The sequence below is a fragment of the Bacillus sp. T-10(2022) genome, assembly GCF_056502895.1.
In genome coordinates this window covers 2,629,620-2,655,004 of record NZ_CP113518.1, presented here as the reverse complement: position 1 = coordinate 2,655,004, position 25,385 = coordinate 2,629,620, and the positions used below count along the sequence as shown (strand labels likewise).

The window sequence follows — 25,385 nt, the reverse complement described above, 5'->3', positions numbered from 1 at the left end:
CGGGATAACTTATTTCAGATTTAACTCGTTCTTTTATTTCCACCAAGTATCATAAACATTAATGGCTTCATTGCGTTTATGTTCGGTTTTAGTATACCATCCTTCGATGATTTCGGCAGCTTCCGTTCTGATTTCCTTGCCTTCAAGATAATCATCGATTTCATCGTAGCTAACGCCTAAAGCCACTTCATCAGGAAGTAACGGTTTGTCGTCTTCTAAATCGGCCGTTGGTATTTTCGTATAAAGACGCTCAGGAGCACCGACGAATTTCAGGATTTCTTTTCCTTGCCTTTTATTTAAGCGATATAAAGGAAGGATATCCGCTGCACCGTCACCATGTTTCGTAAAGAAACCTGTGATCGCTTCAGCTGCATGGTCCGTACCAAGCACAACGCCTTTATATAGCCCGGCTAAATCATATTGCACCTTCATTCGCTCACGTGCTTTAACATTTCCCCTTAAGAAATTCGATAGCTTTTCAGAAACTGCTTCTTCCACAGCTTTGACAGATGCATCCACCGCTTCCTTGATGTTGACTGTAACCGTTTGGCTTGGCTTGATGAATTTTAAAGCCAGCTGCCTGTCATCTTCATCAGCCTGTACTCCATATGGCAAGCTTACAGCAACAAACTTATAGTCGCTGCCATTTTTTTCTTCATTCAATTCATTAGCAGCGGTTTGGGCAATATAGCCCGCCAGTGTTGAATCTTGACCTCCGGATATCCCAAGTACAAAACTTTTCAGAAACGTATTTTTCTTCATATACTCTTTTAAAAGATCAACACTTTTCCTGAATTCGGCTTCGGGATCGATCGTTGGTTGGACAAGTAATTTTTTTACGATTTCTTTTTGTAATGGACGCATTGGCATAGCCCCGCTTTCTAATAAAATAGATTGGTCATTTCGTTAGCATTCTTTCTACATTTGCTTTAACTTCATCTATATTCCTCATTTTATTATCCCAACAATCCTGGCTTAGATCTACCGGGTATTCTTCAGGATTCAGTGCACGAAGGTACTCCGGCCATAATACTTGGAGATTTTTGTGCGTGAAGGCCTTGATTTCATCTATGGTCGGCAATTCATAAATCAAACTTCCATCCTTGAAAATATCCACATGCAGATCAACCGCATCGAAATCCGTGACGAATTTACTTAGGAAGGTATGGACAGGATGAAACATTTTTAATTTTTCCTGTTCCTGCGGCTTCTCATATTCCATCGCCAAGTAATCACCTTCAGCATGATGATTCACTTTATTGATGATTCGGTATACTCGTTTTAAACCAGGTGTCGTAACCTTTTCAGGGTTAGAAGAAATTTTGATGGTATCTCTCATATTCCCATCTTCGCCCTCTATTGAAACCATTTTATAAACGGCACCGAGCGCTGGCTGGTCATAAGCCGTAATCAATTTGGTTCCGATGCCCCAAATGTCAATTCTTGCTCCTTGTTGTTTCAAATTGATGATCGTATATTCATCCAGGTCATTTGAAGCGACAATCTTCGCATCATGGAACCCTGCAGCATCAAGCATACGCCGTGCTTCTTTTGATAAGTAAGCTAAGTCACCGCTGTCAAGACGGACGCCAATGAAATTGATTTTATCGCCCAATTCCTTGGCAACACGGATTGCATTCGGGATGCCAGAACGCAATGTATCATAAGTATCAACCAAGAATACACAGTCTTTATGGGAAACAGCGTATTTATGAAAAGCTGTATATTCATCTTTATAAGCTTGGATCATGGAATGTGCATGCGTCCCTGAAACCGGAATGCCGAACAGCTTTCCAGCACGTACATTACTAGTGGAATCAAAGCCAGCAATATAGGCCGCTCTCGCTCCCCAAATTGCAGCATCCATTTCTTGCGCCCGCCTTGAACCGAATTCAAGGGCAGATTCTTCACCGATGACCTGTTTGATGCGTGAGGCTTTTGTTGCCACGAGTGTGTGATAGTTCACAATGTTAAGCAACGCAGTTTCAATGAGTTGAGCCTCACCAAGCGGTGCCTCCACCCGTAATATCGGTTCATTGCCGAAAACGAGCTCTCCCTCTTTCATGCAGCGAATCGCTCCCGTGAAACGAATGTTCTTCAAATAATTCAAAAATTCTTCATCATAGTGCAGATCATTTTTTAAATAGTCGATATCACTTTCCGAGAAGGAAAAGTTTTGAAGGTAATGGACAATTTTTTCAAGTCCCGCAAAAATCGCATATCCGCTATTAAATGGAAGCTTTCTGAAAAATATCTCGAAAACTGCCTTTCGGTTATGTGTTTTGTCCTGCCAATAAGTTTGGGCCATATTGATTTGGTAAAGGTCAGTGTGTAATGCGTAACTGTCGTCGTTGTACTTTTTTTCCATGGATAGTTCCTCCCAAAAGAGAAGCATTCGCTTCCCTTCTATTCTGTTGCTTGAATGGATATTATAGAATGGTTGCTCCAAGAGATCCTTTAAAATGTCCAAGCGCCCAATGGTGACCGGCATCATTGAACGAGGCCACTGCTTTTTCATATACAAAGATATTATAGCCTAGATTATAAGCGTCGATTGCCGTATGCAAAATACAGATATCTGTACAAACCCCGACTAAATATACATCGGTGATGTGACGTTCCCGCAGGCGGATATCAAGGTCCGTTCCTGCAAAGGCCGAATAACGTGTTTTATCTATATAATGAACATTCTTTTGATTTTTATTAGTTTCATATTCCTCTTTTAACGCCCCGTATAGGTCTCTACCCATTGTACCGCTAATATTATGCGGTGGAAACAAATTCGATTCGGGATGTAAGCGGTCTCCTTCTTCATGTAAATCAATCGCGAATACTGTATATTCGCCGTGTTTGATAAAATCCCTGGTTATATTGACTAATTCCTTCTCGATATCCTGACCTGGCTTCCCGCAGGTCAATGAACCCCTATCCGCCACGAAGTCATACGTATAATCTATATTGATCAATGCCTTTTTCCCCATATCACCAATTCCCCCTCAATAGTAAATAGAGTCCATGACAACCTCTGCATTAAATCGGTAAAGCTGTGAAGGCCGATACGAATTCCGTTTCGTTTTCTTCTGCATTCCTTTTTCATCCAAGACTTTCTCCAAAAACGGGAGCTTCGGGGCTTTTGCATAAAAAAGTGAGTCTGCACTGATTTTTGCATCATCTCTGGCTGTCAGCAAAACCCGTTGCAGCTCAGAAAGTGTAAATTCATCCGGCAGGAATTTTTGGGCTATCGTCGTTTGCACCATTTCTTTTTTCATTAAATTCATCGCATCGTTAATAATTGTATAATGATCGAATGCAAGATCTAATTGTAAAGCTTCCTGAATTGTGAACAATTCAACCTCGGCTGCGTCGTCATTCGCTTTCCTTTGATGAAGAAACTCTTCCTGGACAATGGCATAAAAAGCATTGGAAATGATCCAGCCCCTGGAATCTCGTCCTGGCCGGTCATAAACCCCGAAATGCTTGACATGGAATCCAGCTACGCCCGTTTCTTCTTTCAATTCTCGTTTGGCTGCTTCATAGGCAGTCTCGCCAGCATTGACAAAGCCTCCAGGTAAAGCCCATTTATCTCCTTCAACATTGGGGCTTCCTTCCTTATCTTTTGTGGCGCGTTTGATTAATAATAGCTTCAAAAACATTTCAGGCGGGGCTTTCTCTGCCGTTTTCTTTGTTGTAATAGTAAAGATCGCAATATCTGCGGTGTATCCATCTGGTGTAATATATTTCTTTTTTTCGTGCTGAGCCATGGCAACTCTCACTTTCTTTCACTAAGTTTGGAATTCAAGTAATTAGTAAATCATTAATTACTAATTATAGTACTCTTCCTTGTGTGATTTAGCAACTCTAAATCAGAAAAATTTTCTAATTATTTAAATAATCATTTATTTTATTACATGAAAACAAGCCCGGTCATGATGACCGGGCTTGTTTATTGAATTCTTTAAACGGGATAGACCCCATGTTTACGATCGGTAAATGTCAATTGCTTACTGCTATACGCTTCAAAGCGGGCGCTCAATTCATCACGCAGGTCATTTGGCTGAATGATGCCATCAACAATCATCTCGGAGGCTAAGCGGTAAATATCGATGTCTTCATTATACTCATTGCGCTTCTGTTCGATGAATTTAGGACGCTCTTCTGGTTCCATTGCATTGATTTTATTGGCATAGACTGCATTGACCGCAGCTTCTGCCCCCATGACCGCTATCAATGCCGTCGGTAAAGCTAAAACGCAGTCCGGTTCAAAAGCTGGACCGGCCATCGCGTATAGTCCAGCACCATAAGCCTTACGGACAATGACAGAAATCTTGGGAACCGTGGCTTCACTCATGGCCGAAATCATTTTCGCACCATGGCGAATGATCCCTGCCCGTTCGACCTTCGTCCCAATCATGAATCCTGGAATATCCACCAGGAACAACAACGGTATATGGAAAGCATCACATAAATTGATGAACTTGGCTGCCTTATCAGCTGAATCATGGAACAGGACGCCGCCCTTGACACGCGGCTGATTGGCTATGATCCCTATCGTTTGTCCATTTAGCCTTGCAAGCCCAGTGATTAATTCAGGGGCAAATAGCTTCTTGATTTCACAAAACGATTGCCTGTCTATAATCCTATCGATCAGGTCATACATATTGAAGGCTGCATTCTGATTTTTAGGAATCAGTTCTTCCAACGTTTTTTCAAAATCCGCAGGCAGCTCAGGTTTTACGCTTTTCGGCCTTTCTTGATAATTTCCTGGAAAATAGCTTAAGTACCTGCGCGCAAACGCGATCGATTCTTCTTCTGACTTGACAAGCACATCCCCGCATCCTGAAACGGAACAATGCATTTTCGCCCCGCCCATTTCCTCTTCACTCACCTTTTCGCCAATGACCATTTCTGCCATTCTCGGTGAACCTAAATACATGGATGCATTGCCATCAACCATTACGACGATATCACAAAAAGCAGGAATATATGCCCCGCCGGCGGCAGACGGACCGAACAATAGACAAATTTGCGGGACTTTTCCTGATAACTTCACTTGGTTGTAAAAGATGCGTCCTGCTCCGCGGCGTCCCGGAAACATTTCTACTTGATCTGTAATTCGTGCCCCGGCAGAATCGACTAAATAAAGAAGGGGCAGCTGTAACTTTTCAGCTGTTTCCTGAATGCGAATGATTTTCTCGACGGTTCTTGCTCCCCAAGAACCAGCTTTTACAGTCGAATCATTGGCCATGACACAGACCCTCTGACCATTGATTTTCCCTATGCCTGTAACCACACCATCGGCAGGCAGACCATCACTGGCACAATTTGCAAAGAAAGCGTCCTCTATTTCAACCCCTTCATCGAAAAGCAGCTCGAGCCGTTCACGTACGAAAAGCTTTCCTTTTTCAGCGTTTTTTTGATGATATTTTTCTAAACCGCCTTTTTTAATCGTCTCAACCGTTTCGGTTAGTTTATCCGTCGTTACCATCCCTGTTCCTCCTTCAATTGAAATCATTGACCCTTAAATACGGGTTTGCGCTTTTCCTTGAATGCTGACAGACCCTCCAGTCGGTCACGGGTTTTTAAAGTTGTCTGATAGCAGTCTTTTTCAATTTGCAATCCTGATTTCAAATCAGTCTCAGCCCCTTGATTGATCGCCGCTTTTGCAGCCCGGAGTGCCAATGGGGCATTGACCGCAATTTCCTTAGCCAATTTTTTCGCTTCCTCAAGTAAATGTTGGGGTGAATATACATGACTGATGATTTTCAAGGCATGTGCCGTTTTTGCATCCAATCTCCTAGCCGTATAAATCAGTTCTTTCGCTGTCGGCATTCCGACTATACGCGGCAGTCGCTGTGTACCGCCGGCGCCTGGGATGATGCCTAACGATGTTTCTGTCAGTCCCACCTTCGCCGTTTCAGATGCGATTCGTATGTCACAAGCGAGTGCCAACTCCAGCCCTCCGCCAAAAGCCGAACCGTTAATCGCGGCGATGACCGGAACTGGAAGGTTTTCCACAGCCGTAATCGTATCTCCAATCAACTTGACTGTCTCCCTGACTTTATCCTCATTCATACCTGCTCGTTCCTTAAGGTCCGCACCTGCACAAAACGCCTTTTCACCTGACCCAGTTATAATGACTGTTCGTAAATTGGAATCACTTTTCAATTCCTCGAGCACTTCAACCAAGCAATGAAGCAATTCCGTGGATAAGGCATTAGCAGCATCCGGCCGATTCAAAGTCACGAGGGCAATTCCCTTTTCCTCAGTACTTATTTCAACTAATGAAGTCATAAATTCACCTCAATTTCTCTTATTGTGCGTTATAAACAGCCATCTGATGGCTTGGCAATGGTTTTTCCAAAAAGCTTTGCATCATGGCCGCAGCCTTCATTAGTTTTTCTGGATTGATTCCCGTGTGAATTCCCATTTTATGTAGCATATGAATCAGGTCATCCGTTGCCACGTTTCCGCTCGCACCTGGTGCATACGGGCATCCTCCTAAACCTCCGAGCGAAGAGTCGAAAGTGTCCACACCATAATTAAGTGATTCAAGAACATTTGCGAGTGCCATTCCCCTTGTATCATGAAAATGGAGGGCAATCCGGCTTATATCATATCTTTTTACAGCCTGTTCAAGGAACAGTGCAACCTGTCTTGGAGAAGCGACCCCAATGGTATCACCCAGTGAGACTTCATTGATTCCATAGTCAAAAAGTTGATCACAAACACGGAAAACCTGTTCGATCGAAACCTCCCCTTCATAAGGACAGCCGAAAACGGTTGAAATATAGCCCCTAACCGTTTTCCCGCTGTTAGCTGCTGTCCCGATGACATCCTTCATTATTGGAAAGGTATCGGAAATCGACTTATTGATATTTTTAAGATTATGCGTTTCACTGGATGACATGAACACGGAAATTTCATCGATATTGGCTTCAAGGGCCGACTCCAGTCCTCTTTGATTGGGTACAAGGGCCGCATAAGTGATACCGGGATTGCGCTTTATTCCCTTAGCCACCAGGGCGGCATCACTCAATTGGGGAATCCACTTTGGATGGACGAAAGAAGTCACCTCTATATAAGATAATCCTGTATCAGAGAGCTGATCGATCCAATCCATTTTGCTTTGTGCAGGTATCATGACCTTTTCATTTTGCAGCCCGTCGCGCGGACCCACTTCCTTAATTGTCACTTTTTCAGGCCAATTCATCTTACCCCTCCGTCCCTTTATTCAATGACGGCCAAAACGTCGCCCTCATTTACGAAATCCCCCTCATTCACTTTAAGTTCTTTAATGGTGCCAGCTTCCTCGGCTGCAATGGGGATTTCCATTTTCATAGATTCCAAGATAATGATATCCTGTCCATCGGTTACACTTTGCCCCTCGTTCGCCACGATTTTCCAAACGCTTCCTGCCATGCTTGCCTTTAATTCTGCCATCTTACATTCCTCCTGATCATTATGTTTTAAGATATGCGTTATACAGTCAATTTTTTTATATATTTTGCAATGAAATCCGTAGTCGTATCTCCTTGGGAAAAAGCTTCATGAGAAATGATTTCCATCAGCAAAGGAAGGTTTGTTTTAATTCCTTCTATTTTATAGTTTGCGAGCGCTTCTCTTAATCTCTCGATCGCTTTATCCCTTGAATCGCCGCTCACCACCAATTTGGCGATCATCGGATCATAAAAGTGGGATACGACCGAAGTTCCATGAACAGCCAATTCATGACGGATCCCTTCACCTTCCGGAAGTTCCATGCTTGTGATTTTTCCTGGTGCTGGATAAAAGGTTTTCGGATCTTCAGCATATATGCGCACTTCAATGGAGTGTCCATCCTGTTTAATCTCACTTTGCGTAAATTCCAATTTTTTTCCAGATGCAATATTAATTTGCTGTTCAACCAAATCCAGCCCCGTAATTTCTTCGGTGACAGGATGCTCCACCTGAAGGCGTGTATTCATTTCCAGGAAATAAAAATTTTTATTTGCATCAACTAAAAATTCGAGGGTGCCCGCATTGCTATAACCGATGGATTTTACTGCCTTCACTGCAGCCATTCCCATCCTGTTTCTTGTTTCTTCGTCAAGGAAAGAAGAGGGAGCCTCTTCCACGACCTTCTGGTGGCGCCTTTGAACGGAGCATTCCCTTTCCCATAAGTAAACAGCATTCCCAAAGGAATCCGCCAATACCTGAATTTCGATATGACGAGGCTTCTCAATCAATTTTTCTATGAACATATCTCCATTGCCAAAAAACAATTGGGCACGTTTTTGATTCCCCTCGAAGGCTTTGGTCAGTTCATCTTCATTAGCAACCGCCTGCATGCCGATTCCCCCGCCGCCTGCTGCTGCTTTTAACATGACTGGGTAGCCAATTTTTTCGGCAACGGCTGCCGCTTCCGCACTATCAATTAACGGACGTGAAAATCCAGGCACCAATGGAAGTCCCGCTTGCTCCATCTTTTTCCTCGCCTCGACTTTATTGCCCATCTGCTGGATGATCTCTGGTTTGGGACCAATGAATATCAAGCCGGCTTCTTCGCATGAACGTGCGAAATCTGCATTTTCACTAAGAAATCCATATCCAGGATGAATGGCCTCCACTCCGGTTTCCTTAGCTATTTCCAAAATCTTATTGACGTTTAAATAGCTTTCCTGTACTCTCGGGCCACCCAGTAAATATGCCTCATCCGCCAATCCCACAAATGGCGAATCCGAATCAGCTTCCGAATGGACAGCGACAGTATGTATCCCCAGCTTCCTGCATGTACGAATAATGCGTGATGCTATTTCTCCCCTGTTTGCGATAAGAATTTTTCGAATCATTCGATATCCTCCTTATTTAGTGCCTTCCGATAGTAGGTCAAGAGTTTGTTGCCGAAGCTTATACTTTTGGATTTTTCCGGATGCTGTCATTGGATAAGCATCGGTAAATTGAATGTACCGGGGAATTTTATGAAAAGATATTTTCCCTTTGCAATACTCTATCAATTCTTTCTCCGTAAGGGTTTCTCCTGCTTTCAAAATGATCCATGCCGCTACCTCTTCGCCGTACTTCTGATCTGGAACGCCGAGTACCTGGACATCGACAATTGCAGGATGTTGATAGAGGAATTCTTCAATCTCACGGGGGTAAATATTTTCCCCTCCGCGAATGATCATATCTTTCAGCCGGCCTGTAATCTTGCAATAACCCCTTTCATCCATCACCGCCAAATCTCCCGTATGAAGCCAGCCTTCCCGGTCAATCGCCTGCTCAGTGGCTTCCGGGTTATTATAATATCCCTTCATTACATGGTATCCCCTCGAACAGAGTTCACCCTGTTTGCCCCGCTGGACTTCTTCCCCATTAGCTGGATCGACAATTTTCACTTCCACTTTCGGCAAAGCCCTTCCCACTGAGGAAACACGAAGTTCGATCGGATCGTCCGTTCTTGTCATCGTAATTCCTGGAGAAGATTCCGTTTGACCATAAGTAATCGTAATTTCCGAGATGCCCATCTTATTCACCACGCTTTTCATGACTTCGATCGGACAAGTGGATCCTGCCATGATACCAGTCCGTAACGAACTTAAATCATACTGGTCAAAGTCATCGAGATTAAGTTCAGCAATGAACATCGTCGGTACACCATGAAGCCCCGTACATTTTTCGGCTTCAACTGTCTGAAGGACAACTCGTGGATTAAATTCCACGATCGGCACCATTGTTGCCCCTACAGAAACAGAGGCCATCGTGCCAAGGGAACAGCCGAAACAATGAAAAAACGGAACCGGGATGCAAAGCCGGTCAGCTTCGGTAAGCTTCATACACTCCGCGACATTCAATCCGTTATTGACCAAGTTGGAATGAGTCAGCATCACTCCTTTTGGAAATCCTGTCGTCCCTGATGTATATTGCATATTAATCACATCACCGGGAGCCAATTCCTCCATTCTCATGTCCAGCGATTCCTCCGAAACGGATTCGCTCCCGCTAATGACTTCATCCCACGAAAACGTTCCGGGATAACGCTTTTCACCTAAAACGATGATATTTTTCAATTTTGGCAGTTTCTCAGATTGTAATTTTCCTGGTTCTGCATTTTTCAATTCAGGAACGATTTCGTACAGCGTATCTATATATGAATGATCCTTATATTGTTCCATCAGGATGATCGTCGTCGAATCGGATTGCTTGAGCAGGTATTCCAGTTCACTTGTGCGGTAATTAGTATTGACCGTTACCAGCACACCGCCCATTTTCGCGGTCGAAAATTGGGATATAAGCCATTCCGGTTTATTGGATGCCCAAATGGCGATATGTTCCCCTTTTTTAATATCTAGTGACATGAACCCCCTGGCCGCCTTTCGGCAAATCTTTTCAAATTCGCGATAAGAATGGCGCAGGCCTAGTTCATGGTACACAACCGCTTCATTATCACCATATTGTTCAGCTGTCCTTTCAAGCAGTTTTCCGATAGTAACATCTAGCAAATCAGACATCAAACTCCTCCTAATCAAATAAAAGTAAGATTGAACGCTTTTTGCTGTATAGATAACATCTGCTTTTCACCAAAATGAACGCAAGCATCATTGTTCATTTTACGTTCCGTAAAGATTAACAGCCTAATTGCCTGGCGATAACGAGTCTTTGAATTTCGGATGTACCTTCACCAATCTCCAATAACTTAGCATCTCTTAAATAGCGTTCCACCTCATATTCGCGCATGTAACCAGAGCCGCCGTGTATTTGAATCGCTTGATTGCTGGACCGGAACGCGGTCTCACTTGCAAAAAGCTTGGCGTATGCCGCTTCCTTTGCAAAAGGCTTTTTATTGTCTTTTAACCATGCAGCCTTATATACCATATTCCTCGCCAATTCAATTTCCATCGCCATATCTGCAAGCTTGAATTGAATGGCCTGGAAATTTGATATGGTTTTACCGAATTGAATGCGCTCTTTTGAAAAAGCTAAAGCTCTATCAAAGGCAGCCTGAGCGATACCGACGGCCAAAGCTGCAATGGAAATCCTTCCTCCATCAAGCGTGAATAAGAATTGTTTGAACCCTTTGTCTGGATCTCCCAATAAGTTTTCCTTTGGCACCCGGACATTATCCAGAATGATTTCACAAGTATTGGAAGCTCGAACTCCCATTTTTTCATAATTGCTATTGATCGTTAGCCCTTGGGTATCGGTTGGCACGATGAATGCCGAGATGATATTTTTGCCCTTGGAATCTTTGCCCGATACAGCCGTGACGGTAACCGTTCTTGAATAGCTGGCATTTGTTATCCATGTTTTCTCGCCATTAATCACATATTCATCACCCTCCAACACGGCAGTCGTTCTTGTACCGCCAGCATCGGAACCCGCATTAGGCTCTGTTAACCCGAAAGCTGCCAGGGTTTCACCGGTCGTGATTGGAACCAGGTATTTTTGCTTCTGTTCTTCGGTTCCAAAATAGTAAATTGGACTTGCCCCGAGCGAAACGGCTGCTGCATAACTTAAGCCGGTTCCCCCGCATGCCTTCCCAACCTCTTCAACTGCAATGGCATACGAAATCGTATCTCCGCCCGAACCGCCATATTCTTCAGGAAACGGAATTCCAAGCAACCCGAGTTTCCCCATTTTTTTGAATACATCCTCCGCAAACATGGACTTTGCATCCAACTCTATCGCAATGGGTTTAATTTCCTTTTCGGCAAATTCCCTAACCATTTCCTTAATCATCTGCTGTTCTTTTGTAAGTGAAAAATCCATTTATTCATTCCCCTTTCTATTGAGACCGACTAGTTGGTCTGTGCAAATCAAGTTTATTGTTTAATCCACAACAACTTGGTTCTTCAGTAAAAATGGCTGGGTGATTTCCGCTTCTTTTTGTATATCTATCAATAGGGCATTCAGAATTAAATCTACGTAAATATCACCGATTTCATCAATCGTTTTTCCACCGTCCCTTTTGTACCATTTGTAGGACCAGTTCACCATGCCCAGAATTGACATTCCGGTAATTTCCACTGGTAATTCGCTGCGGAAAACTCCCTTGTCAATACCTTCTTTGATAACGGAAAAAATGATTTCTTTATATATTTGACGCTTTTTTTTGATTGCTTCAACATAGGGCGGTTTTAAGTAAATGCTTTCTTGATAGAAAACTGAGATGTGTGGTTTATAGAGGTCAAAAACTTTAACAAATGATTGAATGATCTTTTGCATTTTTTCTGTTGGATGGGTACTTTCTGAGATGGCTTCCTGTGCTTTTGTTAAAACATATGAAATAAAGTAATCATGGATGACAAATAAAAGTTCATCTTTGGAAGAGAAATGGTGATAAAAACCACCCTTGCTAGTTCCGCAAGCCTTAACGATTTCGTTAACGGAGACACCATGAAAACCATGCTGATCAAAGAGCGTCAACGATGTTTCAATTATTTTTTCTTTTAACTCCGTAAGACTGCACCCCCTTCTTGTATCCGCTTACATTTAACAACATAAAGAGATGTGGTTATGTAGTTAACTGGATTTATTTAGATTTTACCAAATATTTAAAAATTGTCAATTTTTAATTATCAACAAAAAAACAGCCCTCAAAACCAAGAGCTGTCAACCTAGTTTATTTAAGAAGCAGTCGATACCATGTCATTCACTACCATTGACCGGTTTAACCTGGGCTTTTACAAGCTGCCATCCATTGTCATACTTCCATATTGATTTGATCTTCAAAATCGGAACAGGTTCATCGGACCCTTTTACGTTTTGGACTCCCATAAGTGATTTTCCTTTTCCAAAAACGGTCTTGGGGTCCAATGAGGAGTATGGATCAACCAAAAGCTCTGTCGGTTCATTTAGTTTTCCATTTCGATAAATGCCCAATTCATCATACGCTTGTTTTCTGGAACTGACATCTATCACCACAGGCTTTTGACCTTCGATGATGATTTCCGCTTTGTATCCGTCAAGAAATTGTGCGATTACGGGGACGGATGGCGGCACTTCCAGTTCCTTCACTTTTCCATCCTTGAACGTATAGGCGTAACTGGATATCAACCGTTCCCTGCCTTCCATCAAAACCGTGACCAATACATCCTGGACTCCATCATTATTCAAGTCGGCAACCTTTAGATCTGGATTATACCCAGCTTCAAGCGGGACGTTGATTGTACGGCGATTGCTTTCCACACTTAACTCAATTTTCTTCAGAAATTTGCTTCCTTCCTCAAATGGCAGTCCCTGAACCTGGATGATGTCTATTTTCTGGTCACCTGTTACATCTCTTTTTGTTGATATATATGTGCCATCTACCTGAAAATTTTTATCATGCGCTTCCACCGCTTGATAGCTCAAAAATAGTGAGATGACTAAAACCGCATATTTTAGCAGATCTAACTTTTTCATAGTGATAACCTCTCTTTTCAAAGATGAACTAATTTGACATTTGTCGCCGCTTGAACTTTCGACGCTGATCTTTCATGAAGATGGACCAGAAATAATAGAACCCTGGCACTAATATCGCAAAGCCCACGATATATGTGGCAAACACGGCCCGGAATGAGGTTGGATCGGTAAATCCTGAAAGAATTGTGACATTTGGATATATGATATAAGGTAAATGTGCGATACCATAAACATAACTGCCAATTAAATACTGTATGATGATCGCTATTACAGCGAGGCGGGGCATCCCTTTAACCTCCCGCTTGGAAAAATAGGGTAAGTACAGTGCTATCCCGCTAATGATGAAAAAAATGAGCGAGACGAATAACAATCCAGAATTTTTCATCATTCCTTGGTAGATCCAATTCGCTTCGTTTCTTAACGTGAGCATAACCAACAAAGCCATGACCAACATAAGCGGTCCCGTTATCATCGCATCCCTGCGATATATTTTGTATGCTTTCATTTCATCAGCCTGCTTTGAGTAATCGGACAGGAGCAAAGATGATAAAAAAAGCGTGCTCATAATTCCGAACCCCACAAATGCATACTCATTCGGACTCGTGAAAAGTTTAAATAGATTCAATTCTTCATTTCCTCTCGCGCCTTCTACAAATCCAAGATGGGTGATTGGCAATACGCTGATTAATAGCCCAGGTATGATCAATCCCGTCAACCCTGAAATATACGTTAACGCTTTTTCATATTTGTCTACGCTATGAGAGAAAACCAAGAAAGCACTCCTAATACATAGCAGGACAAGTATCAGGCTCGCGGGAACGATCAAGGCTACCCCTATCGGGAAAACCGCACCTGGAAATAAACTGTAAATCGCAATGACAAGACCAACGACAAAAGTATTGGTCACTTCCCAAGTTGGTGATAAATAGCTATTTGCGATCTTGGTGGCATTCGTTTCTTCCTTTTTAATGTAAGTCATTGCCCAGAAGCCAGCGCCGAAATCCATAGAGGCCATGATGGCATAAAGAAAAATAAAGCCCCAGACCAGTGTTATTGCAAGAAGAGCATCACTCATTCGCCTTCCCCCCTTTTATGAATTCGAATCGAAAAGCCTTACATCTTTCTGTTCGGCCTTATATATATCATCCATTACGGAATGACGTTTGAAATAATACAAAAGTGTAAACACGACAGAAACGCATAAAATGATATATACAATAATGAACATCGTGAATAAAAACCCAAGGTTTTCGTACGAAGTGACTGAATCCTCCGTCGTCAGCATCCTGTATATCGTCCATGGCTGTCTGCCTGTACAGGCAAAAATCCAACCGCATTCAATTGAAATCACCGAAAGCGGCCCTGACGCAACAAACAGCCAAAGAATCCATTTCGGATATGTCTCCTTTTTCAGCCATTTATTCCATACCAATGCAAACAGTGCCAACGCGATTAAGCCTGAACCAATGATGACCATTGCGTTGAATAAGATATGGACATAAAGCGGAGGCCAATACTCTTCCGGAAAATCGTTTAAACCGGTCACGACCGTATCGAAGCTATTACCAGATAGAAAGCTTAATAACCATGGGAATTCAATCCCATACTTCACCTCCTGGGCTTCCCTATCGGTATAACCGAACAAGGTAAGTCCGGCATGGTCCTGTGTTTCAAACAACCCTTCTGCCGCCGCCAGTTTTTCCGGCTGTTCCCTATATAAATGCTGTGTAGTCGCATGACCGTTCAATGCCGTCAAAAAAGAAAAAACCAAACCCAAGACAAGACTAAGCCTCAGTGCTTTTTGGTGAAAATTAAATTCAGCAGTGCCATATTTATTTTTCAGCATCTTATAGGCTGCAACGGACGCTACGACAAAAGCGCCTGTAGTATAAGCAGTCAAGGCTGTATGTCCCGCCGTCACCAAGAAACTTGGGTTGAAAAATGCCGCCCAAGGATCGACATCGACGATTTCCCCATTTTCAAACCGGAACCCAGCAGGTGTACCTTCAAAAGCATGGACATTAGAAATCAAAACAGCCGAAGCCAATGCTCCGAATGCAACAAAGAATAAACTGACGATTCGGGCCCATGGCTTGATTTTTTCAGCTGCATACACGTAGATTGACATGAACAGCGCTTCAACCATGAATGCATAAATCTCGATCTGGAATGGAAGCGCCATGACACGTCCAATCACTTCCATGAACCCAGGCCATAATAGTGACAGCTGCACACCAGCAATCGTACCAGTCGGAATGCCGACCCCAAGTAAAACTCCTAATGTTTTCGTCCAGCGTTTAGCCATGACGACATACTGTAAATCCTTTGTCCTTTGATACATCAATTCCGCTGCCAACATCATCATCGGCAACCCGACGCCGATCGTTGCAAATATGATATGTACAGCCATATTCGTCCCGAACATCGCACGGGCCATTTGTATATGATCCATACTGTCTTCCTTTCTAACCTTTGTCTCTTGGTAGTATCTCCTCTGGAAAGGAAAATATTTAATAATATTCCACAAACTAAGTTTTCATAGGTTTTACAGAAGGTCAGCATTTTACTTAATGATGTTTTTGGTTGATTGTTTATTAGATATTCTATCGAGGTTATTTCTAATATATATCACGTGGATTTCATCAATACGCTTAAAAAAATTTCACTAAGCACTTGGATGACAAATTATTGAAGATTCTTCATAAATGGTGACCCAATCGGAATAAGATAGCTTAAATCCCATATAGAAAGTGTTACAAGAGAGGAGAAAAACACTTTGTCCTTTTCCAAAGATCCGCTATCACCCGATCAAATGCTGGCTGTTATCAGAAATGGCCTGGGGCCTTCCCCAATCCCCAAAAAAATCATTATCCTTGGTGCCGGAATGTCTGGGTTGGTTGCAGCATCCCTTTTAAAACAAGCGGGGCACGATGTAACGATATTGGAAGCAACCGGGAGGGTTGGAGGGCGTGTTTTGACCATACGGGAGCCATTTTCAGAAGGTTCCTACCTTGAAGCCGGTGCCATGCGCATTCCGAATTATCATTACCTAGTTGCTGAATACATCAAGAAGTATGGTTTACGTGTCAACACTTTTGTGAATGCGACTCCTAATGATCCCATTTATGCCAATGGAATCAAGACGACCGCTGCCATATATCAACGGAACCCGGATATACTGAGGTACCCTGTAGCTCCCCATGAAAGAGGTAAAACAGCTGAAGAATTACTCAACATGGCAATTAAGCCTGTGACTGACTTCATCATTCAAAACCCACGTAGAAATTGGGAAATAGTCATTAAAGAGTTTGATAAATACTCCATGAGCTTCTTTTTGCAGTACAATCCAGTCGGAATCAGTCTATCAACAGGGGCGATTGAAAGCATAAAAGTCCTGATGGGTTTAGAAGGATTCCCTGAACTTTCTTTTCCGGCCATACTTCGGGAGCTTATGCCGCTCTTTAATCCAGATGTAAAGTTTTTTTCAATCGACGGAGGAAACGACCGGCTTCCATATGCTTTTCTACCGGAATTGAGGGATAATTTAAACTTCAGATATGAAGTGACAAAAATCATCCAACATGATAATCAAGTCACCATCCATTCCAAACATACCCAAAGCCAAAACCCCTTAACGGTTACCGGTGACCTTGCGATCGTGACGATTCCTCTTCAATTACTGCAATTTATAGATATTGAACCCCGGAATTCCTTTTCCCATAATAAGTGGAAGGCAATAAGGGAACTTCATTATGCCGCATCCACAAAAATTGGACTTCAGTTCACGCATAGGTTTTGGGAAAAGGAAGGAATCTTCGGCGGTAAATTAACGACCGATTTACCTATTAGGTTCTCTTATTACCCCAGTCAAACGAGCAACCAGCGTGAATCCGGTCTCATCTTAGCAAGTTATACATGGGAAGATGACGCTACATTATGGGATATACTTCCGGAAAAAGACCGAATACAACACGCATTGAAAAATTTGGCAGTGATCCATGGAAAACAAGTATATGATCATTTTTTATCAGGAGCTTCTTATAGCTGGACACTGAATCAGTATGCCTACGGCGCTTTCTCCATGTTTAAACCTGGTCAGGAAACGGACTTGTTTCCATACATCCCCACCCCTGAAGGAAGGGTCCACTTCGCTGGTGAGCATACATCAACCGTACCAGCTTGGATTGAAGGAGCCATTCAATCCGGCATCAGGGTTGCACATGAAGTGACGGATCTGCCTAGAACATTCGCTGTTCCTTGAATGGACCTTTTCTTTGCTTAATTAACTTAAGAGCATTGACAAAAAAACCTTCCTTTTTGGAAGGTTTTCTTTCATATGAACAGTCACTTTATCCCTCCTTTTGAACCGAAGTCTACGATCCTTAAATCCACTTCATAATTAATGTCAGCTTTACTGAAAATTTCGTCCCATTTCTGCTTATTTTTCTCCCAAAACTTTGGATGCTGATTTTCCACATAACGATACAATCCTGCTACTCCTGTTTTATATTCATGCTGTAATTTGTATATGATTTTCTCGACATCCTTTTTCACTTCATCCTCGGCGACACGCTCAACATCTTTTAAATAGCCTTCCTTAAATGAGTTTTCCTTACCATACCAATCTTCCGAAAGTCTTGCTGTGTACCCGACCTCAATATTGATCGTCAAATGATCACCTTTCAATTCCGTCGTGATCTTCCTCCTTGTCCTATTAATTATTTCAACACTTAAAGGCTCACCGTGTTGGACCGCTTCGATTATTCCGCCCTTTACCTCTCCGTTCAACCAATTTAATGCAGCTATATCCTCATCATTCATGACCCCTACCAACTTTGAATTGTTGATCACCCCTGCACCCTCCAAAATTAATTTCCCACCCCTAATATCAACGGCCTGAATGGCAAAGCTTCCATCTGATTGCAAATTTGAGGATGCTTTGCCCAGTGTTAAAGGCGGAAGTATCTTATTCGTTCTGTTCTCATTATCTTTCAATTCATAGATTACATTCGAAGGGATCTCCCCATCTTCGGATCGTCCCAAAATTTCTTTCGTCGGTCTCTTTGTTAAATAAACATGACAGCTCCTCCTTGTATTATTATCGCGTATTGACTGATTAATGATCGCTTCCATCGGGAATTTCCTTAATACATCTTCATTAATAAGGATGATACGCTGATGATTGGTTAATACCGTATTGGTAATGAGCAATGAGTCCCTTATTGCTTCATGCAGCGTTTTGGCACTGACAGAAACATTTTTATATTTTAATTTAGCTTGATTCTCCTGAACACTATTTCCTGGAGGCACCAGAATTTGCTGTGTTAACATGATTTCGTCTTTCTTTTTGCTTTTATCGATCCCCACTCCAACTACAAGGGATAACTCTTCAATATTTTCACTGTCCCAACAGCCTGTAAGCAAAGGAATAAGCATGATCAACCATAATCTTTTCATCCGCTTCTTCTACTCCTTTTCAATTGAACGATTACGAATGTAATAAATGGCAAGCCAATCAATATAACCGGAAATAGATATCCAAGCAAATCACTCATTTTAAAGATCTCGATTGTATTTTTAGGAACCTTGGCCAGAAAAAATACGACGGGAACCAGTACAATGAGATTAGTCGTATATGAATTGTTAAAAATTTTCGTCAGTCCTTCTGCTGCGAAGTAATAGTAAATCGCATGTGTTAAAAAAAACTGAAGAATCCAAGTGATTAAGAGAAATAGCTCCATACGCTCTAAAAATATGCCTGTTACTTCAAAGGACTGAATAAAAGAAATTGTTGGCCAAGTAACTGCTTTGACTTCCGGGACAGTCAGTGTAGCCACTACCAATACATATGTAATCACATATAAAATCAGCGGTATGAAAAAACCGATTAAAACGCCACTTTTTATCTTGTTTTGATTTTTCACGACGCCAAACAAAAAGATGAAAAGTTCAATTCCAAAAAACGACAAAGTTCCAGAGCCCATTCCTTTCATGACAGGTAGAAGTCCTTTCGCAAGAACAGGCTGGAGGTTTTTTAACTCGACTACCCTGAGACTGAACAAATAAATGAGCAAGACGATGACTATTGTCAAAGGAAGAAAGAAGACACAAGCCTTTGCTATGGCTTTTATTTTGCCTGTCAAAAGATGCACACTCGCTAAAATCATGGAAAGTATCACGATTTCAACCGGGGTTTCCTCCAACAAATAAAACCGGACCATTTCACTCATCGCAAGAACTTCAAAGCTGGCCACGCCTATAAAGTACACCACCACGACCAATCCAATAAGTTTGGAGAGCAACTTTCCATAGGCCTCCTCCATGTATGTGTAATAGTTAGCTACCTTATGTTTTTTTAACAGTACAACAAATAAGCATATCAAAAGGGCAATAGCGATCCCATTTAAGATCAAGACGATCCATCCATCGCTCGATTGGATTTTTTCCGTTATCGTCCTCGGAAGGGTCAGCATTCCAATTCCTAACATGCTGCAAGAAATGATCGCAGCCAATTCGCCACTAAGAATTTTGCCGTCGGACTGGCTCAAAAGAATCCCTCCCCTTTTTCCGCTTCGGTAACCGCAGGAACGCATCCTTCCAGCTCTTTTTACCGATAAAATCCATTGGTTGAAAATAAGGTTCTTGGAAGCTGGTCAATTTCGACAAATGGCTGATAACGATGATAAAGAATAATGTGGTTCCGTATAAACCTAAAACGGCGGCAAAAATCATCGCCCCGAACCTTAATGCCCTGAATGCCAGTCCAAAGCTATATTGTGGTACCGTAAAAGAGGTAATCGTCGTGATCGAAACGATTATGACCATGAGGGAACTTACAATATTGGCTTGAACTGCCGCTTGTCCAATAATGACTCCGCCAACCAATCCAACCGTTTGCCCAATGGGCGACGGGAGCCGAATACCTGCTTCGCGAAGCAGTTCAATCGTTACTTCCATGATGATAGCTTCAACAAACGGCGGAAATGGCACGTTCTCCCTTGTACCCGCGATCGTCATCGCCAGTTCTGACGGAAGCAATCCAGGGTTGAACGAAACCAAGGAGATATAAATCCCTGAAAGAAATACGGTAACAAATAAAGATAAATAGCGAAGTACACGTAAAAATGATCCTGCGACCCATCTTTCATAATAATCATCCGGTGACTGTAGCAGCATCGTTATCGTCGTAGGTGCCATCAGCGCAAATGGCGAGCCGTCAACCATGATGACCACCCTGCCCTCCTGCAATGCAGCCAATACTTTATCGGGTCGCTCCGTATTCTGGATTTGCGGGAAAGGGGTTAACGCTGTATCTTCAATTAATTCCTCAAGCATCCCCGAGTCTTGGAGATCAGTAGCTTTCACTTCAGTTATCCGTTTATTCACTTCTTTTAACAATGAATCGCTAGCTTTTCCTTCATAATAGATCAACGCAACTTCCCGTTTTTCCATCGTCCCGAACTTCTGTTGTTTGACGATTAGGTTTGGATGGTTTGAATATTGCCTTATCAAGCCAATGTTTTCCTGAAGACTTTCGATAAAACCAAGCTTCGGTCCCCGGACAACCCTCTCTGTCGAAGGTTCACCCAGTGCACGGGTTTTTTCCTTTTCCAGATTCAAGACATAACCGTCTACCATTCCATCTATAAATAAAAGCGTTTTCCCGTCAAAAATATGCTCTAAGGCTTTTTCATATGTTTCTACATCCTGTTCCCTGACTGAACAGATTTTGGAAATGACCAGCTGTTCGATTGAAACTGGATGCCTGGTTTCAACCTGGGCAGCCGATAAATCCAGGACTATCTCATTGAATGCAGGGTAATCCATCGTTCCATTGACAAATACGAATAATCCCGAAACTTCGTAACCGGGAATGAATATCTGTTTAAAAAATACATCAGCCTGCATATGCAATTCAGATTTCAATTTTTCCTGTTTTTGATCCAATTTAATATGCAAGGGTTTACTTTTCATGGTGAACTCCTTTGGTTAAATGGGGTTTTTATTTTTTCAGTTTCCTCTATTTTCAATTTTTTTATGCGAACAGGATATGGAGGCAGCTTTTACACCAATTTATTTAATGATTTTCCTTTCTGAAGCGAGCGACATTAACATCCAAAATGGTTAATTTGTAATTAAATTGCAAATGCTAGGATAATAAGCTTTAGTGCAGAGGTGACAACATTGTTTAACCGCAGAACGTTCAAAAAAAAGCCAAATCAACCAAACGAAAAAAATGATGAATTAATTAAGGTTTCGGAAGTAAGGGATCTATTCAATACCCTATCTTCATCCAATGATTTCATAAACCATCAAGGAACATATAATGGCATAGGCTATTGGGTTTCTTTTTATCGCTCTTTGATCGATGCACAGGTACTTCATGAAAGTGTTCTTTCTGTCATACCTACTCTGGAAACGATAAATTTGGAGCAAATAAAAGAAAACGTTCCTATTGAAAATACACTGATCACCAGTACCAAGGTTGTAATTGAAGAAAGAATCATGAGAGGCGAAATTGCACTTCGTTTAGATGGAAATCTTGATGAATGCCTATTAATCAATGTTGCGTCCCAACAAGGCAGACAAGTTGAGAAACCTGAACTTGAATTTGGAATCATAAGTGCTCAAGAAGCATTTGTCGAGGATCTTGATATCAATCTGAATTTAGTCAGAAAAAGACTTCCTGTCCCTGGTTTGCAAGTAAGTGAAATGACTGTGGGATACTTGTCTAAAACGAAAGTGGCAGTTTTATCGATAGAGGGGATCGTTGATCAGGAAAATGTTGATAATGTTATCCAAAGGATCAATGACGTAGAGTTTGATGAAATATTGGACGGGTCATATCTCGCGCAAATGCTATATGATAATTCAAATACCTTATTTCCCCTTTTCCTAAATACGGAAAGGCCTGATCGCATCGCAAGTGCATTGGCTGAAGGTAAAGTAGCCCTGTTAATCGATAGGTCGTCTTCTGCACTTATTACTCCAACCATTTTGTTGGAATACTTTATCACGATGGAAGATTATAATATGCCATGGATTCCCGCATCTGCATTCCGTTTATTAAGGATATTCGCGGTCGCTTTTTCGATATTTGCCACTCCCATTTATGTAGCCGTGCTGACCTATCATTATGAACTGATTCCTAAAGATCTTTTGGAAACGATCGTCACTTCAAGGAACTTAATACCTTTTCAGCCTTTGATTGAAGCATTATTCCTGGAGATTTCCATTGAGTTATTACGGGAAGCTGCTGCCAGACTGCCAACAAAGGTAGGTCAGACATTAGGTATCGTCGGCGGTATCGTTATCGGTCAAGCAGCCGTTGTAGCTGGTTTGACCAGTAATATCTTATTGATTATCGTTGCCCTCTCAGCCTTGGCATCATTTGTTACTCCCATTTATAAAATGGGTAATGCCATTCGGCTGCTGCGGTTCCCCTTCTTAATCGGGGCCCAAATTTGGGGGCTGCTCGGCATTACCATAGCAGCCGTGTTTTTGATGACCCACCTTATCAAATTAACGTCAATGGGACACCCGTACCTTGAACCGATATACCCATTTCGCATGCAAGATTGGAAAGATAGCTTTGTTCGGCTTCCTTTAAATCTTTTCAAGTCACGGCCTGTAAATTTACGTCCTGATGATATAACCAGACAGCAACAGCCCAAAAAAGCAAGAATCAAAAAAAATGATTTTAATGAATGATTTAAATGAGGGTCCTATATGAACCAAGCTGGAGTTAATGAAAAGTATAAGGTGTCACCATTTTATGTATTTTTTTTAGTGCATTCCATGCAAACGGGAATAGGCGTTTTAAGTTTTCAAAGAGTTTTAGCGAAGACAACGGGAACAGATGGCTGGATTTCGATACTACTAGCCGGCCTGATCGTTCATATAATGATTTGGGTCATATATAAAATCTTCAGTATCGTCCCTGGTGATATCATTTCGGCCAATAATCATGCATTCGGAAAATGGATCGGGAATTTCTTCAGTCTATTATTCATTCTTTACTTTTTGATCCTAGGGATGACAGTCATGATTAGCTATATAAATGTCATACATGTATGGATGTTTGAAGAGGTACCATCTTGGGCGTTTGCTTTAGTTTTTCTGATCCTGATTTATTATATAAATACGGGAGGGTTCCGAACGATTACGGGTATTGCCTTTTTAAGCGTCATTTTGACATACTGGCTTTTATTTGTCCTATTCTATGCCATGAAATACTCTGAATTCACCAATTTGCTTCCTGTTTTCCACCACACTCTATTGGATGTATTGAAAGGAACCAGAAGTACTTCATTAACAATGCTTGGTTTTGAAATGATCGTTATGTTTTATCCGTTCATCAAAGATGCTAAAACCTCACAAAAATATGCTCATGGAGGGGCCTTAACAACAACCTTAATAACAGTATTCGTTTATTTAGTTTCACTTGTTTTTTATTCACAAAAACAGTTGGAACTGACTATATGGCCGACACTGTCATTGACCAGCATTGTCGAGTTGCCCTTTATCCAGCGATTTGAATATATAGATGTATCTTGGTGGGCACTCGTCATCATACCCAACATGACCATCCCCTTGTGGGCAGCAAGCCGAGGTTTCAAGCGCTTATTCAATGTTCAGCAAAAGTATCCATTATGGGGGATGTCGATTATTATCCTGCTTACGAATATTTTTGTTTTTGATGTCGATTCACTATATATATTGCGTAAAATCATCAATCCATACGGCGCACTCTTTGTTGCTTTATACTTGCCTCTTCTTTTGGTCGTCATCTATATAAAGAAAATGAGGAAACGTTTATGAGAAAATTATTTCTTGTTATATTGGCTTTTCCCCTCCTTTGCAGCTGTGCCGAGCCAAGAGTGGTTGACGAAGTCAATATGTCCCAGGCCATTGGCTACGATATACTGAAAAATGATAATGTCGAAGGAATGTTCGTCATCCCTATCTTCCAACAGGACAAGATGGGTAAATATCAAATCTTAACTGGAACATCGACGACAACGAGTGATGTTCAGGCTGTCGTTTCCAAAAAAGCGGATAAGCCGGTATTGCTTGGACAGACACGCATCATTTTATTCAGCGAGAAAATGGTTCGTGAAATCGGAATGACAGAACTGACCGATTATCTCTACCGTGAGCCGCAACTTGGAAACAGGGTCATTTTGGCCATCGTTGAAGGAAAGGTCAAGAATGTCATAAATACGAAACCACCAAATACGAATGTGAATATTGGAATCTTTTTATCGGATTTGATTAATCAACAAAATAAAACGGGGAACGGACCCGATACTAACCTCCATCTTTTTTTAGGAAACGCTCTAGAAACTGGCGGCGATTCGTATCTTCCTTTAATTAAATTAATTAATAATGAAGTTGCTGTTTCTGGAGTGGCCCTATTTCATGAAAATAAGATGGTCACGAAAGTTCGAACCGATGATATGTTCATTTTCAAGACATTAGTTCAACATCATAGGCGAGGAATATACAAATTCAAATTAAAAGACAAGAAAGAAAGCGATATCGTAGTGGAAAGTATCCGAAGCGGTTCAAATTATGAGGTATCCGGCTCAGAGAAAAATCCCTCGATCACGATTAAGATCAACATTAAAGGACAAATCAAGGAATCCATGCGCAGTGAAAACCTAACCAATAGAAAGATGATAAAGAAAATTGAAAAGGAAATGGAAGCTGATTTATCCAAGCAGGCAAACCGTCTTATGAAAGATTTCCAGAATAGATCCCTTGACCCGATTGGCCTGAAGGAAAAATATCACGCCAAAAACAAAAAATTGACCTATGAACATTGGAAAAAGATTTATCCGTTGATGAACATTAATGTAGAAACTAAAGTTAATATCATTCAAACCGGGGTCTCAGAATGAATTGTCGATAGGCCATTTAGAATTCTTCATATGATTGGAAAACTACTTTCAAATCAAATTGTGAACAGCGAAGTAATTTAACTGGTTGACTGGCAGGTGCTT

22 protein-coding genes are annotated in these 25,385 nt (G+C 41.7%); 4 read left to right on the top strand and 18 right to left on the bottom strand.

Translation table 11 applies throughout. From position 1 onward, the window contains the following. Window positions 1-33 precede the first annotated feature (33 nt). The 15 genes from nadE to OSJ91_RS12860 form a co-directional block, all read right to left on the bottom strand. A complete protein-coding gene (gene nadE, locus OSJ91_RS12930) occupies window positions 34-864 on the bottom strand; it encodes an ammonia-dependent NAD(+) synthetase (RefSeq protein WP_350302529.1) in 831 nt (276 codons plus the stop codon). Window positions 865-898: 34 nt separating this feature from the next. Beyond that, entirely contained in the window at window positions 899-2,368 is a 1,470-nt protein-coding gene (locus tag OSJ91_RS12925) for a nicotinate phosphoribosyltransferase (protein WP_350302528.1), read from the bottom strand. Between the two features lie 61 nt (window positions 2,369-2,429). Beyond that, the gene (locus OSJ91_RS12920) at window positions 2,430-2,981 is read right to left on the bottom strand and encodes a cysteine hydrolase family protein (RefSeq protein WP_485891747.1); all 552 of its coding nucleotides are present in this window, start codon (window positions 2,979-2,981) and stop codon (window positions 2,430-2,432) included. 15 nt (window positions 2,982-2,996) lie between these two features. Continuing rightward, on the bottom strand, window positions 2,997-3,761 hold the full coding sequence (locus OSJ91_RS12915) for an NUDIX domain-containing protein (protein ID WP_350302526.1): 765 nt from the start codon (window positions 3,759-3,761) through the stop codon (window positions 2,997-2,999). A 194-nt stretch (window positions 3,762-3,955) separates the two neighbouring features. After that, window positions 3,956-5,485, bottom strand: coding sequence for an acyl-CoA carboxylase subunit beta (locus OSJ91_RS12910; protein ID WP_350302525.1), 1,530 nt, complete (start codon window positions 5,483-5,485; stop codon window positions 3,956-3,958). 23 nt (window positions 5,486-5,508) lie between these two features. Then, entirely contained in the window at window positions 5,509-6,291 is a 783-nt protein-coding gene (locus OSJ91_RS12905; RefSeq protein WP_485891746.1) for an enoyl-CoA hydratase, read from the bottom strand. A gap of 19 nt (window positions 6,292-6,310) precedes the next feature. Beyond that, window positions 6,311-7,210 carry a hydroxymethylglutaryl-CoA lyase gene (locus OSJ91_RS12900; RefSeq protein WP_350302523.1) on the bottom strand — a complete coding sequence of 300 codons (900 nt, stop codon included), beginning with the start codon at window positions 7,208-7,210 and terminating at the stop codon, window positions 6,311-6,313. 17 nt (window positions 7,211-7,227) lie between these two features. Further along, entirely contained in the window at window positions 7,228-7,440 is a 213-nt protein-coding gene (locus OSJ91_RS12895; RefSeq protein ID WP_034312225.1) for an acetyl-CoA carboxylase biotin carboxyl carrier protein subunit, read from the bottom strand. 38 nt (window positions 7,441-7,478) lie between these two features. Then, entirely contained in the window at window positions 7,479-8,828 is a 1,350-nt protein-coding gene (locus OSJ91_RS12890; protein WP_485891745.1) for an acetyl-CoA carboxylase biotin carboxylase subunit, read from the bottom strand. Between the two features lie 12 nt (window positions 8,829-8,840). Beyond that, window positions 8,841-10,478: an AMP-binding protein gene (locus OSJ91_RS12885; RefSeq protein ID WP_485891891.1), complete on the bottom strand. Its 1,638-nt coding sequence runs from the start codon at window positions 10,476-10,478 to the stop codon at window positions 8,841-8,843. A 124-nt stretch (window positions 10,479-10,602) separates the two neighbouring features. Beyond that, complete coding sequence (locus OSJ91_RS12880) at window positions 10,603-11,745, bottom strand: acyl-CoA dehydrogenase (RefSeq protein WP_350302521.1); 1,143 nt, start codon at window positions 11,743-11,745, stop codon at window positions 10,603-10,605. A gap of 60 nt (window positions 11,746-11,805) precedes the next feature. Continuing rightward, a complete protein-coding gene (locus tag OSJ91_RS12875) occupies window positions 11,806-12,417 on the bottom strand; it encodes a TetR/AcrR family transcriptional regulator (RefSeq protein WP_485891890.1) in 612 nt (203 codons plus the stop codon). A 207-nt stretch (window positions 12,418-12,624) separates the two neighbouring features. Further along, window positions 12,625-13,380 (bottom strand): hypothetical protein, encoded by a 756-nt coding sequence (locus OSJ91_RS12870; protein WP_485891744.1) that lies wholly within the window; start codon window positions 13,378-13,380, stop codon window positions 12,625-12,627. Window positions 13,381-13,408: 28 nt separating this feature from the next. Beyond that, window positions 13,409-14,455, bottom strand: coding sequence for a cytochrome d ubiquinol oxidase subunit II (locus OSJ91_RS12865; RefSeq protein ID WP_350302519.1), 1,047 nt, complete (start codon window positions 14,453-14,455; stop codon window positions 13,409-13,411). A gap of 15 nt (window positions 14,456-14,470) precedes the next feature. Continuing rightward, window positions 14,471-15,832, bottom strand: coding sequence for a cytochrome ubiquinol oxidase subunit I (locus OSJ91_RS12860; protein WP_350302518.1), 1,362 nt, complete (start codon window positions 15,830-15,832; stop codon window positions 14,471-14,473). Between the two features lie 360 nt (window positions 15,833-16,192). On the opposite strand from OSJ91_RS12860, the gene OSJ91_RS12855 reads away from it, so the two are divergent. After that, a complete protein-coding gene (locus OSJ91_RS12855) occupies window positions 16,193-17,641 on the top strand; it encodes a flavin monoamine oxidase family protein (protein ID WP_413020311.1) in 1,449 nt (482 codons plus the stop codon). Window positions 17,642-17,724: 83 nt separating this feature from the next. Here OSJ91_RS12855 and OSJ91_RS12850 read toward each other — a convergent pair whose 3' ends face one another. The 3 genes from OSJ91_RS12850 to OSJ91_RS12840 are packed head-to-tail and all read right to left on the bottom strand — an operon-like array spanning window position 17,725 to window position 21,354. Beyond that, on the bottom strand, window positions 17,725-18,837 hold the full coding sequence (locus OSJ91_RS12850) for a Ger(x)C family spore germination protein (RefSeq protein ID WP_485891743.1): 1,113 nt from the start codon (window positions 18,835-18,837) through the stop codon (window positions 17,725-17,727). Beyond that, a complete protein-coding gene (locus tag OSJ91_RS12845; protein ID WP_485891742.1) occupies window positions 18,834-19,928 on the bottom strand; it encodes a GerAB/ArcD/ProY family transporter in 1,095 nt (364 codons plus the stop codon). The genes OSJ91_RS12850 and OSJ91_RS12845 overlap by 4 nt, the downstream gene beginning before the upstream one ends. Next, entirely contained in the window at window positions 19,900-21,354 is a 1,455-nt protein-coding gene (locus tag OSJ91_RS12840) for a spore germination protein (protein WP_485891741.1), read from the bottom strand. Before OSJ91_RS12840 ends, OSJ91_RS12845 begins: the two co-directional genes overlap by 29 nt. A 273-nt stretch (window positions 21,355-21,627) precedes the next feature. Between OSJ91_RS12840 and OSJ91_RS12835 the strand changes: the two genes are divergently transcribed. From OSJ91_RS12835 to OSJ91_RS12825, 3 genes are read left to right on the top strand one after another with little or no spacing between them, the layout of a single operon-like run. Then, complete coding sequence (locus OSJ91_RS12835) at window positions 21,628-23,091, top strand: spore germination protein (RefSeq protein WP_485891889.1); 1,464 nt, start codon at window positions 21,628-21,630, stop codon at window positions 23,089-23,091. Between the two features lie 18 nt (window positions 23,092-23,109). After that, window positions 23,110-24,201, top strand: coding sequence for a GerAB/ArcD/ProY family transporter (locus tag OSJ91_RS12830; protein ID WP_485891740.1), 1,092 nt, complete (start codon window positions 23,110-23,112; stop codon window positions 24,199-24,201). Beyond that, window positions 24,198-25,283 carry a Ger(x)C family spore germination protein gene (locus tag OSJ91_RS12825; protein ID WP_485891739.1) on the top strand — a complete coding sequence of 362 codons (1,086 nt, stop codon included), beginning with the start codon at window positions 24,198-24,200 and terminating at the stop codon, window positions 25,281-25,283. The genes OSJ91_RS12830 and OSJ91_RS12825 overlap by 4 nt, the downstream gene beginning before the upstream one ends. The last annotated feature ends 102 nt before the right edge of the window (window positions 25,284-25,385 follow it).

Bases quoted from the DNA above. Each gene is read 5' to 3' on its own strand.
- nadE (WP_350302529.1), bottom strand. From the start codon at position 864: ATGCGTCCATTACAAAAAGAAATCGTAAAAAAATTACTTGTCCAACCA.
- OSJ91_RS12925 (WP_350302528.1), bottom strand. From the start codon at position 2,368: ATGGAAAAAAAGTACAACGACGACAGTTACGCATTACACACTGACCTT.
- OSJ91_RS12920 (WP_485891747.1), bottom strand. From the start codon at position 2,981: ATGGGGAAAAAGGCATTGATCAATATAGATTATACGTATGACTTCGTG.
- OSJ91_RS12915 (WP_350302526.1), bottom strand. From the start codon at position 3,761: ATGGCTCAGCACGAAAAAAAGAAATATATTACACCAGATGGATACACC.
- OSJ91_RS12910 (WP_350302525.1), bottom strand. From the start codon at position 5,485: ATGGTAACGACGGATAAACTAACCGAAACGGTTGAGACGATTAAAAAA.
- OSJ91_RS12905 (WP_485891746.1), bottom strand. From the start codon at position 6,291: ATGACTTCATTAGTTGAAATAAGTACTGAGGAAAAGGGAATTGCCCTC.
- OSJ91_RS12900 (WP_350302523.1), bottom strand. From the start codon at position 7,210: ATGAATTGGCCTGAAAAAGTGACAATTAAGGAAGTGGGTCCGCGCGAC.
- OSJ91_RS12895 (WP_034312225.1), bottom strand. From the start codon at position 7,440: ATGGCAGAATTAAAGGCAAGCATGGCAGGAAGCGTTTGGAAAATCGTG.
- OSJ91_RS12890 (WP_485891745.1), bottom strand. From the start codon at position 8,828: ATGATTCGAAAAATTCTTATCGCAAACAGGGGAGAAATAGCATCACGC.
- OSJ91_RS12880 (WP_350302521.1), bottom strand. From the start codon at position 11,745: ATGGATTTTTCACTTACAAAAGAACAGCAGATGATTAAGGAAATGGTT.
- OSJ91_RS12870 (WP_485891744.1), bottom strand. From the start codon at position 13,380: ATGAAAAAGTTAGATCTGCTAAAATATGCGGTTTTAGTCATCTCACTA.
- OSJ91_RS12865 (WP_350302519.1), bottom strand. From the start codon at position 14,455: ATGAGTGATGCTCTTCTTGCAATAACACTGGTCTGGGGCTTTATTTTT.
- OSJ91_RS12860 (WP_350302518.1), bottom strand. From the start codon at position 15,832: ATGGATCATATACAAATGGCCCGTGCGATGTTCGGGACGAATATGGCT.
- OSJ91_RS12855 (WP_413020311.1), top strand. From the start codon at position 16,193: ATGCTGGCTGTTATCAGAAATGGCCTGGGGCCTTCCCCAATCCCCAAA.
- OSJ91_RS12850 (WP_485891743.1), bottom strand. From the start codon at position 18,837: ATGAAAAGATTATGGTTGATCATGCTTATTCCTTTGCTTACAGGCTGT.
- OSJ91_RS12840 (WP_485891741.1), bottom strand. From the start codon at position 21,354: ATGAAAAGTAAACCCTTGCATATTAAATTGGATCAAAAACAGGAAAAA.
- OSJ91_RS12830 (WP_485891740.1), top strand. From the start codon at position 23,110: ATGAACCAAGCTGGAGTTAATGAAAAGTATAAGGTGTCACCATTTTAT.
- OSJ91_RS12825 (WP_485891739.1), top strand. From the start codon at position 24,198: ATGAGAAAATTATTTCTTGTTATATTGGCTTTTCCCCTCCTTTGCAGC.